Consider the following 13,905-nt stretch of genomic DNA (forward strand, 5'->3'; position numbering starts at 1 on the left):
TGTTGTCTTTCAGCGCCGTTTTCGCATGTAAGGCGGAATATCCCCGGCGCTCCTCCCATACGCGGCCGGTCAGATGGTTCCGGCAAAGGAGGCCGCCAGCGCGCACAGGCCCACGGCGGCAAGCAGCGACGGGAGCATGTTCGACAGGGAAATGCGGGTAATCTCAAGCATGTTGAGGCCGATGCCGATGATGAGCGTGCCGCCGACGGCTGTGAGCTCCGTCATGGCTGCGGGATCAAGCCAGCTTTGGAGGCTGCCCGCGAGCAGTGTGAGCGCCCCCTGATAGATAAGCACGGGGATGGCCGAGAACAAGACCCCAAGCCCGTAGGCCGAAGCCATCGCCAGTGCCGCGAAGCTGTCGATGATGGTCTTGGAAAGGACAACGGCCCGATCGCCCCTGAGCCCCTCGTCGAATGAGCCGATGATGGCCATCGCGCCGATGCAGAACAGGACCGAAGCGTTGACCATGCCTTCGGTAAACAGCGGGTTGGACGACTTGAGCCGCCCTTTCAGCCATTCCCCCACGCGGATAAGCCGGGCTTCGAGCCCGATCATTTCACCGGCGACCGAGCCGATGACGATGCTGAAAATGACGATGAGCGGGTTTTGCGTGAGCAGGGCCATTTTGAACCCGATGACCAGCACGCAGAGGCCGAGCCCCTGAAAGACGATGGCACGGACGCGTTCCGGCAGGCGGGCTCCGAAGGCAAGCCCCACAAGGCCGCCGATGGTGATGCCCAACGCGTTGATGATGGCCCCAATAGGCATCATGCCCGGCTCCCCTCGTTGCCGTACCGTTTCAGCCATTCCCCGATTTCCTTCCTCGCCAGCGCGAGGAATTCGGGGAACACGGCCTGCACGTCATCCGAGAGCCCGATGTTCCACGTCAGATAATCTTTGGGTTCCACGCCGAGCACGAGGAGCTCGGACTTGGTGCCGAACAGCTTTTCGGCCATGCGCAGGGAGTCGATCAGGTCGATGTCGTGGATGGAGAGGCGCTGTTTGTCGTCCTTAATCAGCGCGTCCTCGGTGAGCCTGTAGAGGGTTCCCGGCTTGCCGCCGCAGTGCACCACGTCGAGCACCAGCAGATGCGAGTAGCCTTTAAAGCTGTAAAAGATGTCCTGCGTGAACGTCCCGCCCTCGCGTATGGTAACCTGCTCCGGCCACTCTTCCTTCATCAGTTCCTGTGAGGCGAACACGCCCACCCCGTCATCCGTGAGCAGCATGTTTCCTATTCCGAGCACCAGCAGCTTGTTCATGAGGGGGATCCTTGATTGGGGGAGGTGGGGCGAGGCGGTGAGTTGGGGAAGGGAGGGAGAACCTTTCTGAAGAAAGGCTTCTCCCTCCCTTCCCCAAACCCCATCCCTCCCTCTCCCAAGACGTTCGAGTTTATCGAATCCCTGTTCCGTGAGCGTGCGGCTCATCGGGGTTGGGGGATTGCGGGGGCAAGGTGCGGTTCGCAGGGAAGCGCATCCCTCTCATTTTCTCAGCAAAGGTGACTTTCTTCAAGTCTTTTCAGGAAGGAATCCCAACAAAGGGCAAGCCTGCTTTTCAAGGGCGGTGAGTTGGGGAAGGGAGGAAGAACCTTTCTGAAGAAAGGCTTCTCCCTCCCTTCCCCAAACTCCATCCCTCCCTCTCCCAAGACGTTCGGGTTTATCGAATCCCTGTTCCGTGAGCGTGCGGCTCATCGGGGTTGGGGGATTGCGGGGGCAAGGTACGGTTCGCGGGGAAACGTATCCCTCTCATTTTCTCAGTAAAGGCGACTTTCTTCAAGTCTTTTCAGGAAGGAATCCCAACAAAGGGCAAGCCTGCTTTTCAAGGGCGGTGAGTTGGGGAAGGGAGGAAGAACCTTTCTGAAGAAAGGCTTCTCCCTCCCTTCCCCAAACCCCATCCCTCCCTCTCCCAAGACGTTCGAGTTTATCGAATCCCTGTTCCGTGAGCGTGCGGCTCATCGGGGTTGGGGGATTGCTGGGGCAAGGTACGGTTCGCGGGGAAACGTATCCCTCTCATTTTCTCAGTAAAGGCGACTTTCTTTAAGTCTTTTCAGGAAGGAATCCCAACAAAGGGCAAGCCTGCTTTTCAAGGGCGGTGAGTTGGGGAAGGGAGGAAGAACCTTTCTGAAGAAAGGCTTCTCCCTCCCTTCCCCAAACCCCATCCCTCCCTCTCCCAAGACGTTCGAGTTTATCGAATCCCTGTTCCGTGAGCGTGCGGCTCATCGGGGTTGGGGGATTGCGGGGGCAAGGTGCGGTTCGCAGGGAAACGCATTCCTCTTATTTTCTCAGCAAAGGCGACTTTCTTCAAGTCTTTTCAGGAAGGAATCCCAACAAAGGGCAAGCCTGCTTTTCAAGAGCGGTGAGTTGGGGAAGGGAGGGAGAACCTTTCTGAAGAAAGTCTTCTCCCTCCCTTCCCCAACACCCATCCCTCCCTCTCCCAAGACGTTCGGGTTTATCGAATCCCTGTTCCGTGAGCGTGCGGCTCATCGGGGTTGGGGATTGCCGGGGGAAAGGTACGGTTTGCAGGGAACACATCCCTTTTATTTGAGGCGGTGTCACAGGAAATGGTTGATGCCTTATTTTTTTCAAAAATTCCAAGTGAATAATCAATAAAATGCCCAACCATAGAGTCCATCAACGGAAAAATGAGAAAAAAGTCTCTATGGTTACCATCCTGTGGAGATAAAATAACTACAGTACGGTGAAAATACAGCCTGTTTCTCTTGTTTTTTCCTTTGACGGAATCCATGCCTAGGTTGTGTCGTTATTTGACATATAATTATTTGAAATTATTGAAATAACCTTTTTTATAATTTGAAAAATTATTTAATAATTTCAATGTATTATATCTAATTAACGACACGACCTAAGGTATTTTGTTGGTTATTCCTTTGGAACTTCAAGGAAAAAGTATCGACCATTTTCTATGACACAGCCTATTTCTTTAGTAACGGCGTCTTTCTTTAAGCCTTTTTAGGAAGGCATCCCAATATGAAAAAGCCCCACCCTTTGGGGCGAGGCTTATTGGGGGACAGCTTCAGTTCGGCCCTTTGTGCCGGACAGCGCCGGAACCTGCTGCCGCATAAAAAAGTCTTGGGAGGAGAAGGGGAGGGGGCTTGGGGGAGGGGAGGAGGAAGCCTTTCTTCAGAAAGGTTCCTCCTCCCCTCCCCCAAAAGAGAACCCACCGCCTACAATTTCTTCACATCGGCATACCACGCGCTGGCCTGCTCAAGGAGCTTGGTGGCGCGGCTGGCGAGGGCGTGCGGGTCTTTGATGTAGCCGTCGAGCAGCAGGGTGGAGTCGAAAAGGCTCTGGATCATTTCGGCAAGCCTCGGATCGTTGGGATCGGACTTGGAGATTTTCAGCATGGTGCGGAGCAGCGGATGATCGCGGTTGATTTCAAAAATCTTCTGCGGGATGGAGTCGTCCTTCTGCATGACGCGCATCAGGCGTTCCATAGAGGAGGTCACGCCGTCGTCCGGGGAAACGAGGCAGGCCGGGCTGTCCGCAAGCCGGTGGGATACGCGGGCGTCCTTGATCTGCTCACCGAGCACCTTGCGGATGGTTTCAAGCAGCTTGTCGAATTCGTTCATGTCCTCGTTGGACAGCGGCGCGGCCTTGGGCTGTTCGTCGGTGTCCGCGAAGGAGTCGAGCACGGCGCTGTCGGCGTGCTCCACGGCCTTGAAGGTGTAGTCCTTGTATTTCGCCAGCGTTTCCAGCGCGAACTCGTCAACGGGCTCATACAGGTAGAGCACTTCAAGCCCCTTGCGGCGGAACACTTCGCTGTGCGGGTTGACCTTGGCGGCCTCACGGCTCGGCGCGGCGACGTACCAGATTTCCTTCTGGCTTTCACGGGCGCGGGAAATGTAGTCGTCCAGCGAGGTCAGGCCGTCGGCGTCTTCCATCGCGGAAGAGTTGAAGCGCAGCAGCGGGGTGATGCGGTCGCGGTTGACGAAATCGCTGTAGCCGAGCTTGAAGACCTTGCCGTGCAGCTTCCAGAAACTGTTGTATTTTTCCGCGTCGTCCTTCGCCATCTTTTCGAGGTGGGACAGGATCTGTTTGCTGATGGTCTGCGAGATCTTGCGCAGGACGATGTTTTCCTGGAGCGTTTCGCGGGAAATGTTCAGGGGCAGATCCTCGGTGTCCACCACGCCTTTGAGGAAGGCGAGGTAGTCGGGGATGAGCTCCTTGTTTTCACGCTGGATGAGCACGCGGCGGGCGTAGAGATCCAGCCCCCAGTGCTCGCGGTACGCGCCGAAGTAGTCCTTGGTGATGCCGGGAATGAACAGCAGGGCGTTGAACTGCACTGGGGCGTCCACGGAGAGGTGCAGCACGTCGAGCGGATCTTTCTGGTCGTAGGTCAGGAACTTGTAAAATTCGTCGTACTGTTCTTTCTTGATGGAGAATTTGGGTTCGCGCCACAGGGCGGGCGTCGTATTCACGCGTTCGCCGTCCACAAGGATGGGGAAGGGAATGAAGCTCGAATGTGTGCGGATGATCCCTTCGATGCGGTATTTCTCCAGAAATTCCTTATCCGCTTCCTTGATGAAGGCCCGGATGGTGGTGCCGCGCTTGATGTCGGCCTGATCCGGGGCTTCCTCCACGGTAAACGTGCCTGTCCCGTCGGAAATCCAACGGTAGGCGGGGCCGTCGCCGGTGGCGGAGAGAGAGGTCACTTCAACCTTGTCCGCGACCATAAATACGGAGTAGAAGCCGATGCCGAAGCGCCCGATGATGTTGGAAGCATCGCTTGCCGTACCGTCTTCGGCGGTCTGGGTGTGCTCCTTGAGGAAGGCTTCCGAACCTGAGTGGGCGATGGTGCCGAGGTTTTCGATCATCTCGTCGCGGGTCATGCCGATGCCTGTATCGGTGATGGTCAGGCAATTCTGCACCTTGTCCGAAGAAATCCGGATTTCGAGCGGCAAGTCGGCATCACGGATGGCCTCATGCTGTGCCTGGCTCTGGAGGAAACGCAGCTTGTCCAGCGCGTCCGAGGCGTTGGAGATGAGCTCACGCAAAAAAATCTCCCGGTTGGAATACAGGGAGTGGGTGAGGATATTCAGAACCTTACGGGTTTCGGCACGAAATTCATGATTGGTGGTTTGTTCAGACATGGGAATCCTCCTGCGAAATCTTGGCCGGGACGCACCCGGCGATCCAACCCCAAAAAAATAAGTTTGCCAGCCGAATCGTCAAGAGGATGGGGCAGGTTCACGGTGCGCTTTGAAAAAAGGGGACATGAGGGAGGGAAAGCCTTTCTGAAAGGCCGTGTCCACAGCAGTCAGCTGCTATCGTATTTCTTCAAATTTCAGAGACTTTTTGTTGATATTTAGTTGATATATTAAATATATCAAACATAAATAGTTGTTTCTATAATGCTTTCATTGAAAAAATCGTGACTGGGGCCGTCTATTCATTTTTTGTTTGGAATTTCGAGAAGTGAATATCAACCGCTTATTGTAACAGCCATTCCAGATAAAGAACCAATGAAAAGCTTCAGGCATGGAGTTCACCAAGAAAAAAGAGGCCGTGTCATAGAAAATGGTTGCTGCTTTTTTCCTTGAAGTTCCAAAGGAATAACCAACCAAATGCCTTAGCCAAGGATTCCGCCAATGGGAAAGCTGGCTAAAATGCCGTATTTTTACCGTGTTGTGGAGATGAAACAACCACATACTAGGGCGTGTCGTTAATTAGATGTAATTTATTGAAATTATTTAATTATATTTTAAGTTATGGAAGAGTATTTTTAATAATTTCAAATAATTATATGTAAAATGATGACACGGCTTATGACAAAGCCATTCATTTTAATATGTTACAATTTTACAGTTTGAAGCACTCTCGTTCCGGCACTGAACAGCGCAAATCCATTGTACTTATGCCTTCCAGCGACTGCCTGCTTCCCGCAGTCGGAAGAGCCTTTTCAACGTGAGCACACTCTAACCTACCGATTTTCCGAATTGCCCGCCTGCCCGGAACTGCTTGTTTCCCCAGCCTTCTTGGGTCCCCGATCACAAACACTCCCCGCCATCAAACGGCACAAAAAAAGCCGGACGGCTCCGGCAAGGCTCTCGTTCCGTTTATCAGGCAAAGAAACATTCCCAGCAAAGAAAGGATACAGCCGTTCAACACGCCTCGCATCCCTTCCTTCCATACGATAGGAACTCCTTCCGCGCAGCCTCCCCACCGGTTGAAAGTCTTTGGAGGGAGAGGGGAGGGGGCTTGGGGGAGGGGAGAGGGAACCTTTCTCCAGAAAGGTTCCCTCTCCCCTCCCCCAAATCAAAACATTTATCAATCAGCCTAACTCGAAGCCTGTGCTTTGAGGGCTTCGGTCTGGGCGTGGGTGACGAGGGCGTCCACAAGCTCCTGAATTTCGCCTTCCAGCACCTTGCCGAGGCTGTACAGGGTCAGGTTGATGCGGTGATCCGTGACGCGGCCTTGCGGGAAGTTGTAGGTTCGGATGCGCTCGGAACGGTCGCCGGTGCCCACCTGCGCGCGGCGCTGGTCGGCAAGGGCGGCGTTCTGCTCCTCCTGCTTCATCTGGAGGAGGCGGGAACAGAGGATCTTGAGGCCCTTGGCCTTGTTCTTGTGCTGGGATTTTTCGTCTTGGCAGCAGACCACGAGGCCGGTGGGGATGTGGGTCACGCGCACGGCGGAGTCGGTCGTGTTCACGCTCTGCCCGCCGGGGCCGGAGGAGCGGTACACGTCGAAGCGCAGATCTTCGGGCTTGAGATCGATGTCCACTTCCTCGGCTTCGGGCATGATGGCGACCGTGGCGGCGGAAGTGTGGATGCGGCCCTGAGATTCGGTGGCGGGCACGCGCTGTACGCGGTGGGTTCCGGACTCGAATTTCAGGCGGCTGTAGACCTTGTCGCCGGAAATGAGCGCGATGACTTCCTTGTAGCCGCCGTTGTCGGATTCGCTCTGGCTCATGATTTCGACCTTCCAGCCCATCTTTTCGGCGTAGCGGCAGTACATGCGGAAAAGATCGCCGCCGAAGAGGGCCGCTTCTTCACCGCCCGTACCGGCGCGGATTTCCAGAATGATGTTCTTTTCATCCAGCGGGTCGGTGGGCAGGAGCAGCACCTTAAGGTCATGTTCAAGCTTGGGGAGCTTCTCCTCAATGGACTTGATTTCTTCGTGGGCCATTTCGCGGATATCGGGATCGGCGTCGTTGAGCAGTTCCTGATTGTCGGAGAGGTTCTGCTTCAATTCGCGGTACTGGCGGAAAATGTCCACCACGGGCTTGAGATCCGAGTGGGCCTTGGTCAGCTTGCGGTACCGATCCTGATCGTTGAAAACGGTGGGATCGGCGAGTTCCTGTTCAAGATCCAAAAATTTGCGTTCGAGGCTTTCGAGTTTGGCAAACATCAATGACTCCGGTTGCAGGTAGAGGGCGTCTCAAGGCGCGGCGGGTGCTGGCCGACGGCGGAAGCGAGGGCCGCAACCGCGACTTCGACCTGATCCAGTTCCGGTTCCCTTGTGGTCAGAAGCTGCAAAAACATGCCCGGCGCGCGGAGGATGCGCCCCCAGAACCCGCCGCCCAGACGCGCGGCGTAGCGGATAAGCTCATAGGACAGGGCACTGATGGGAACCATAAGCAGCAGCTTGAAGACGATAGTGAAAAGATGCTTGGCCACGGCGCCGTCCGGCGTCCAGACAAGGAGCAGCATCGGGACGAGAACCGTATGCAGCAGGATGGCGATGGACATGACGAACAGCAGGAAGGTCGTGCCGCAGCGCGGGTGCAGGCGGCTGAATCGGATGGCCGATTCGGGCGTCACGGTATCCCCGGATTCGTAGGCATGGATCGTCTTGTGTTCGGCGCCGTGATAGCAGAACACCCGCCGGATGTCCGGGAGGAAGGCGATGGCCACGATATAGCCGATGAAAATCAGAAATTTGAACAGCCCGTCCCAGATGTGGAACGAAACCCCTTCGACGCCGCCGCCGAGCCCGATCCAATTCATGATGATCGAGAGCAGGTGGGGCACGACGACGAACAGGCCCACGGCGAACAGAAGCGATACGATGAGGGTGAGGACAAGCTGCCAGTCCTTGAGTTCCTCCCCCGTCCCCTCAGTGCTGCGCTCGGCGGAAAGGTTCAGCGCCTTGATGCCGTTGACGAGGGTTTCGATCAGCGTGGGGAAGCCGCGCAGGAACGGTTTTTTGAGCAGCTCGCTGCGGGTGAGGCTGAACCACGGGCGGTTTTCGACGCTGATCTTGCCGTCGGCCGTGCGGACGGCAAGCGCGTAGACGTCGCCGTTACGCATCATGACGCCTTCCATCACGGCCTGCCCGCCGACGAGCGGCGCGGGGGCGAGGAACGGCAAAAGGCGCCCAAGGCGCATCGGGAATCGTTTCCTGGAACGGGCGGAAGGAACGGACGTGGCGGCCGGACGACCGGTACGCGTGGACATGGAAAGACCTCGGAATGTCACTCCCTGAACGTGTGTCCCCGGCGCGGTTCCCGACTGGTTGACTTGCGGACTTCGGGGAAGGACGAAAAAAGGGGATGGAACTCGAAGGCCTCCCGGAGGACGGGCCACCCGGGAGGCGTAAAGGCTGCGCAGGAAACCGGCGCGTTACTTGTTGAGATTGGCGTACTTCTTGCGGAAGCGGTCAATGCGGCCAGCCGTATCGAGGAAGCGCTGCTTGCCGGTGAAGAAAGGATGGCAAGCGGAGCAGATTTCCACATGGACGGTTTCTCCTTTAGTGGAGAGGAGTTCTACCTGATTGCCGCAGGCGCAGGTGATCTTGGCCTTGTACACTTTGGGATGAATTTTTTCTTTCATGGTCAGGCTCCTATAAAGTCGGGACTCAGCTATATATACCCTGAAGTGCCGTTTGGCAAGGGATTCTTCCCTGAAGGGGCTTTTGCCTCCGCCGAGGGCATTCCGGCAAAGATTTTTTTGCATCCGGGCCATTTTTTTCCTTTTTGCCGTGCCATTTGTGTATAATGCTTAAAGTTATCATTTTATTGTCTGATTTCGGAGTGTTATCGTTCCGCAAAACGGCGGCGCCCCAGCCCCGTGGGTGTCAAAAACGCTTTTTGCAATACAAATAAGGGAGGATAGCGCAAAATATCCCGGTGACAACCGCAAAAACAAAGGGTAAAGACCACCGCTGGCACATCTCACTATTCAGGTAAGGAGTCTTTTATGACCAAAGCAGATCTTGTCGACAAAATCCACGCCAAGGCTGGCCTCGGCACCAAGGCCGCAACCGAACAGTTCCTCGACGCGGCCATCAGCGTGCTGTCCGAAACCATCGCCAACGGCGAACAGGTTTCCTTCACCGGCTTCGGCAGCTTCAAGGTCGTCGAACGCAGCGAACGCAAGGGCCGTAACCCCCGCACCGGTGAGGAATGCCTCATCCCCGCTTCCCGCGTCGTGAAGTTCACTCCCGGCAAGGCGTTGAAAGAAGCCGTGAAATAGTGTGTACGGGTACAGCCTCTTCCGGGGCTGTAGTCCCGGAAACGACATCCGGTACATAAATCCCGCGGCCCCGGCTGCGGGATTTTTGCGTTATGGCCCGCAGCGGGAGCACCCGCTTTCCTGATGTTTTTGAAGGCCGTGCCTAGGAAATGGCTGGCGCTTTCTCGAAATTCCAAGGGAGTAACCAATAAAATGGCTGTGTTATAGAAAAAGATTGATGTTTTTTCCTTGAAGTTCCAAAGGGATAACCGGAAAAATGTCTTAGCCGTGGATCCCGCCAAGGGGAAAACTGAATAAAAAGGCTGTATTTTCAACGCACCGTGGAGATGAAACAACCACCTACTATAACGGAGCCTTTGCGTTATGGCCCGCAGCGGGATCATCCGCTTTCCTGATGTTTTTGAAGGCCGTGCCATTAGGAAATGGCTGGCACTTTCTCGAAATTCCAAGGGAGTAACCAATAAAATGGCTGTGTTATAGAAAATAGTTGATGTTTTTTCCTTGAAGTTCCAAAGGGATAACCGGAAAGATGCCTTAGCCGCGGATCCCGCCAAGGGGAAAACTGGAAAAAAGGCTGTATTTTCCACCGCTCTGTGGAGATGAAACAACCACATGCTATAATAGAGCCAATAAAATTCCCCAGCCATAGAGCCCATCAGCGGAAAATAAGGGTAAAAGTGTTATTTTCACTATGTCGTGGAGATGAAACAACCACATTCCATGACAGAGCCTTTTGGAAAGGCTTTGTCATGGCAAAAGGCCGATGGTTCATTTCATGTAACGGATAGATGTTGAAGAAAGCGTTTTTTGCCGTTGGGCCCCCAGCCAATGCCTCAAAAAAATTAATGAAATCAATAAGCCCAACATGGCTCAATCAAGCGCCCTGAGAGGGCCTTTTGAAATGGTTCGGCTGTTCTTTTGGTTTGTTATGACGTCATTTCCATTGAAGGCGTGAACGCCTCCCACAACGGAACTATTCGCCTTTTCGATGATTTTCTAAAAAATTCATTTTGAATTTTAGATAGTTGAAATGCGACCTTCATTGCAAAAGCGAATGTCTCCCGCAACGGGCCGGATTGTTATTCCTTTTTTCTTGTGGTATTTTTCCAGGATTGCAGTGCCGAATAACAGTCGCGCCGTGCCCATAGCCCCGTTTCCGGGGTTCGGGAGCGGCTTTTTTATGTGGCTTCGGCAGGGATTCCGCTTTGGGCGGCAAGGTTTCAACAAAGGAATGAGGGAACATGATAGGACCGGTTGCGAACAGCGTTTGTATTGTCGCGGGCTCCATTCTTGGGGCGCTCTGCGGGCCTGTGCTCAGTCAGGAGTTCAGGAAAAAGATCATGAACGTCTTCAGTTGCATCACGCTCGGCATCGGCGTGACCATGCTGTCGAAGGGCGACTCGCTGCCTCCTGTCGTGCTTTCCCTGCTGCTCGGAACGGCGCTCGGCGAGCTGACCCGCTTCGAGTCCTTGGTGATGAAGGGGGCCTTCAAGGCGGCGGGCCTGTTCAAGCGGAGCGGCAAAGCCAAAGGCGGCAAGTCCGAAACGCTGTCCGAGACGGTGTTCCGCGATCAGTTCGCCGTGGCGACGGTTCTCTTTTGCGTCAGCGGCCTTGGGATCATCGGTTCCATGCGCGAAGGGCTGACCGGCGAATGTTCCCTCCTGCTCATCAAGGGCGTGCTCGACCTGTTTACGGCCATGCTCATTTCCGCCAGCATCGGCAGCGTGGTGGGCGTGCTGGCCGTTCCGCAGTGCGGCATCCAGCTTGCCTTGCTCTTCGGGGCCACGATGCTCATGCCGTACACCACGCCGACCATGTTCGCGGATTTCTCCGCGTGCGGCGGCATCATCATGCTTGGCGCGGGGCTGCGCCAGATGGGGCTGGTGCAGGTCCCCATCCTCAGCATGTTGCCCGGCCTGTTCTTCGTCATGCCGCTGTCCGCATTGTGGAAACAGATCATGTAGATGGGGGGGCCGGAGGCGCACGGCCCTGCGGAAGCGCGGGGGCGTCCGCACGGTTTGCTTTCCCTGGCCCTCATCCGTTTTTCCAAGGCGTCCGTGATTGCCGAAATTTTTGCCCGGACAGGGCCGCGCCGGAAGGCATTGCCCCTGTGCGGCAATGCTCAGGCTTTGGGCGTGGCGGTGAAGAAGAAACGGGGGAAGCGGAAGATGATTTCCCCATTGCCCTGCACGGGATAACGCCGGGTGACTTCTTCCAGCACGGCCCGTTCAAAGCGTTGGGCCCGCTCACCGGAAAGGAGGCTCAGGTAGGGGCGCAGCCCCGTGCCTTTGTACCAGTCCATGATGGCCTCGTGGGACGGCATACGGTGGAGATAGGTGGTCTGCCACATCTGGAACTGCCCGGCTTCGGCGGCGAGGATGTCGAAGTAGGCTTCTTGGGTCAAGGTATGGAAGACCCGCGCGGAGGCGAGTTCGGCGCGCCACTCGTCCGAGGCGGCCAGTTCACCGATGATTTGATGGATGGGTTCCTGATAGTTCATGGGAACCTGCACGGCGAGCATTCCGCCGGGGCGGAGCAGGGCGAGCATGTCCCGGATGAGCCGGGGGTGGTCGGGCACCCACTGGATGCAGGCATTGGAAAACACCACGTCGAATCCGCCCTCCCCAAGTGAGGGCAAATTCAGGGCATCGCAGATCCGGAACTCCATGTCCGGGTGATCGCCCTTCGCGGCTTCGATCATCTCCGGCGAGCTGTCGATGCCGATGATGCGCAGGGCATTGGGGAAGGCGTCTGCCAGAACCTGCGTGCTGTTGCCGGGGCCGCATCCCACATCGAGCAGCTTGCGGGGCTGTTCAAGGCCGATGCGTTTGACCAGATCGATGGACGGCTGCGTCCTTTCGGCCTTGAAGCGGAGATAGGCGGCGGAATCCCATTGCATGGCGTGGCCTCTTGCGGGCTGAAGGTGAGCGGAATGTTTCTAGGGGCCTTTTTGCGGTAATGCCGTTTCCGCCGCCCTGTCAAGCGGACGGAAAAGGGAGGAAAGCGTCCCTTTCCTCCCTTCCTTATGCGGCTTTTGACGAAGGCTGTGTCATAGAAAAAGGTTGATGCCTTTTTCTATGACGTTTCAAGGGAATAACCAACAAAATGCCTCAGCCATGAAGCCCGCCAAGGGAAAACTGGAGAAAAGGCTGTATTTTCACAGTACGGTGGAGATGAAACAACCACGTACTATGACAGAGCCTTGACGAAAAACAGCCTGCGCCTTTTCCCGCGGCCGCCATGCCGTCACAGGGCATTGCAGGGATACCGCCACGGCGAGCATCGGTGCGGCGAACTTCATGCCGTCACGCGGGCATTACAGCAGCCCGGTGATGATTTCCCCAAACTCGGTGCAGCCGACCGTGCGGGCGTCGGCCATCTGCGCGGCGAGGTCTTCGGTGACGGCGCGGCGGGCGATGGCGGTGTTCACGGCCTTGTAGATGCGGGTGGCGGCTTCCTTCCAGCCGATGTGCTCCAGCATGAGCGCGCCGCTGAGGATAAGGCTGCCGGGGTTGGCCCGATCCTTCCCGGCGAGGCTCGGCGCGGTGCCGTGGGTCGCTTCAAAGAAGGCCAGCTTTTCCGACATGTTCACGCCGGGGGCAAGGCCGAGGCCGCCGACCTGCGCGGCGAGGGCGTCCGAAATGTAGTCGCCGTTCAGGTTGGGCGTGGCGAGCACGCTGTATTGTTCGGGGCGGATGAGGGCTTCCTGAAACATCGCGTCGGCGATGCGATCCTTGATGACCAGCTTGCCCGGCGCGGAGGCGGCTTCGGCTTCAACCACGGTCTGGGCGGCGAATTCTTCCTTCGCCACATCGTAGCCGTGCTGACGGAACGCGCCTTCGGTGAACTTCATGATGTTGCCCTTGTGGACGAGGGTCACGCTCGGAAGGTTCTGGGCGAGGGCGTGGCGGATGGCGGCGCGGACAAGGCGCTTGGAGCCTTTTTCGGTCATGGGCTTGATGCCCACGGCGGCGGAGGCGTCCACATTGGCCCCCAGTTCGTCGCGCAGGAAGGCGATGAGCTTGGCGGCTTCGGGCGTCCCGGCCTTGTATTCGATGCCCGCATAGACGTCTTCGGTGTTTTCGCGGAAGACGATCATGTCCACGCGTTCGGGATGCTTGACCGGGGACTCGATGCCTTCAAAGTAGCGGATGGGCCTGATGCAGGCGTAGAGGTCGAGGGTCTGGCGCAGGGTGACGTTGAGGCTGCGGAAGCCCGTGCCCACCGGCGTGCCGAGGGGGCCCTTGATGGCGAGCTCGGCGCCGCGCAGGGCGGCGAGGGTTTCGTCGGGCAGGAGCGTCCCGGTTTCCTTGAGCGCCTTTTCACCCGCCAGCAGTTCCTTCCAGTCGAAACCGCGCCCGTCGCCGTAGCTCAGACGGATGGCTTCATCAATGACGGGGCGCGCGCTTTTCCACACGTCCGGGCCGATGCCGTCGCCTTCAATCCAATAAACAGTCTTGCGCATGGGGAGAGAC

Annotated in this window: 11 protein-coding genes; 2 read left to right on the forward strand and 9 right to left on the reverse strand. The window is 56.6% G+C overall.

The annotated features are described in order from the left end of the window. Positions 1-69: 69 nt before the first annotated feature. The 7 genes from AC6I1V_RS12185 to rpmE form a co-directional block, all read right to left on the reverse strand. A complete protein-coding gene (locus tag AC6I1V_RS12185; RefSeq protein ID WP_308771465.1) occupies positions 70-771 on the reverse strand; it encodes a DUF554 domain-containing protein in 702 nt (233 codons plus the stop codon). Further along, positions 768-1,259, reverse strand: coding sequence for a NiFeSe hydrogenase maturation protease (hysD, locus tag AC6I1V_RS12190; protein WP_308771466.1), 492 nt, complete (start codon positions 1,257-1,259; stop codon positions 768-770). The genes AC6I1V_RS12185 and hysD overlap by 4 nt, the downstream gene beginning before the upstream one ends. Positions 1,260-2,445: 1,186 nt before the next feature. Further along, a complete protein-coding gene (locus AC6I1V_RS12195) occupies positions 2,446-2,742 on the reverse strand; it encodes a hypothetical protein (RefSeq protein WP_486855024.1) in 297 nt (98 codons plus the stop codon). 439 nt (positions 2,743-3,181) lie between these two features. After that, positions 3,182-5,107: a molecular chaperone HtpG gene (gene htpG, locus AC6I1V_RS12200; RefSeq protein WP_486855025.1), complete on the reverse strand. Its 1,926-nt coding sequence runs from the start codon at positions 5,105-5,107 to the stop codon at positions 3,182-3,184. 1,186 nt (positions 5,108-6,293) lie between these two features. Then, a complete protein-coding gene (gene prfA, locus AC6I1V_RS12205; RefSeq protein ID WP_337431746.1) occupies positions 6,294-7,364 on the reverse strand; it encodes a peptide chain release factor 1 in 1,071 nt (356 codons plus the stop codon). After that, positions 7,364-8,413, reverse strand: coding sequence for a DUF1385 domain-containing protein (locus AC6I1V_RS12210; protein ID WP_486855029.1), 1,050 nt, complete (start codon positions 8,411-8,413; stop codon positions 7,364-7,366). The genes prfA and AC6I1V_RS12210 overlap by 1 nt, the downstream gene beginning before the upstream one ends. Before the next feature lie 165 nt (positions 8,414-8,578). After that, positions 8,579-8,788 (reverse strand): 50S ribosomal protein L31, encoded by a 210-nt coding sequence (gene rpmE / locus AC6I1V_RS12215; RefSeq protein ID WP_005028763.1) that lies wholly within the window; start codon positions 8,786-8,788, stop codon positions 8,579-8,581. A 366-nt stretch (positions 8,789-9,154) separates the two neighbouring features. On the opposite strand from rpmE, the gene AC6I1V_RS12220 reads away from it, so the two are divergent. Continuing rightward, positions 9,155-9,430, forward strand: a complete 276-nt coding sequence (locus AC6I1V_RS12220; RefSeq protein WP_005028764.1) for an HU family DNA-binding protein — start codon at positions 9,155-9,157, stop codon at positions 9,428-9,430. A gap of 1,241 nt (positions 9,431-10,671) precedes the next feature. Next, positions 10,672-11,394 carry a DUF554 domain-containing protein gene (locus AC6I1V_RS12225; RefSeq protein ID WP_302554085.1) on the forward strand — a complete coding sequence of 241 codons (723 nt, stop codon included), beginning with the start codon at positions 10,672-10,674 and terminating at the stop codon, positions 11,392-11,394. Between the two features lie 158 nt (positions 11,395-11,552). Here the strand turns inward: AC6I1V_RS12225 and AC6I1V_RS12230 are convergent, their stop codons facing one another. Then, positions 11,553-12,329 carry a methyltransferase domain-containing protein gene (locus AC6I1V_RS12230; protein ID WP_486854570.1) on the reverse strand — a complete coding sequence of 259 codons (777 nt, stop codon included), beginning with the start codon at positions 12,327-12,329 and terminating at the stop codon, positions 11,553-11,555. A 417-nt stretch (positions 12,330-12,746) separates the two neighbouring features. Continuing rightward, the gene (gene icd, locus AC6I1V_RS12235; RefSeq protein WP_302554087.1) at positions 12,747-13,895 is read right to left on the reverse strand and encodes an NADP-dependent isocitrate dehydrogenase; all 1,149 of its coding nucleotides are present in this window, start codon (positions 13,893-13,895) and stop codon (positions 12,747-12,749) included. Positions 13,896-13,905: the final 10 nt, after the last annotated feature.

This window comes from Bilophila sp. T19-St14, assembly GCF_059728385.1.

Coding starts and splice junctions, on each gene's coding strand:
- AC6I1V_RS12185 (WP_308771465.1), bottom strand. CDS start 771: ATGATGCCTATTGGGGCCATCATCAACGCGTTGGGCATCACCATCGGC.
- hysD (WP_308771466.1), bottom strand. CDS start 1,259: ATGAACAAGCTGCTGGTGCTCGGAATAGGAAACATGCTGCTCACGGAT.
- AC6I1V_RS12195 (WP_486855024.1), bottom strand. CDS start 2,742: ATGGATTCCGTCAAAGGAAAAAACAAGAGAAACAGGCTGTATTTTCAC.
- htpG (WP_486855025.1), bottom strand. CDS start 5,107: ATGTCTGAACAAACCACCAATCATGAATTTCGTGCCGAAACCCGTAAG.
- prfA (WP_337431746.1), bottom strand. CDS start 7,364: ATGTTTGCCAAACTCGAAAGCCTCGAACGCAAATTTTTGGATCTTGAA.
- AC6I1V_RS12210 (WP_486855029.1), bottom strand. CDS start 8,413: ATGTCCACGCGTACCGGTCGTCCGGCCGCCACGTCCGTTCCTTCCGCC.
- rpmE (WP_005028763.1), bottom strand. CDS start 8,788: ATGAAAGAAAAAATTCATCCCAAAGTGTACAAGGCCAAGATCACCTGC.
- AC6I1V_RS12220 (WP_005028764.1), top strand. CDS start 9,155: ATGACCAAAGCAGATCTTGTCGACAAAATCCACGCCAAGGCTGGCCTC.
- AC6I1V_RS12225 (WP_302554085.1), top strand. CDS start 10,672: ATGATAGGACCGGTTGCGAACAGCGTTTGTATTGTCGCGGGCTCCATT.
- AC6I1V_RS12230 (WP_486854570.1), bottom strand. CDS start 12,329: ATGCAATGGGATTCCGCCGCCTATCTCCGCTTCAAGGCCGAAAGGACG.
- icd (WP_302554087.1), bottom strand. CDS start 13,895: ATGCGCAAGACTGTTTATTGGATTGAAGGCGACGGCATCGGCCCGGAC.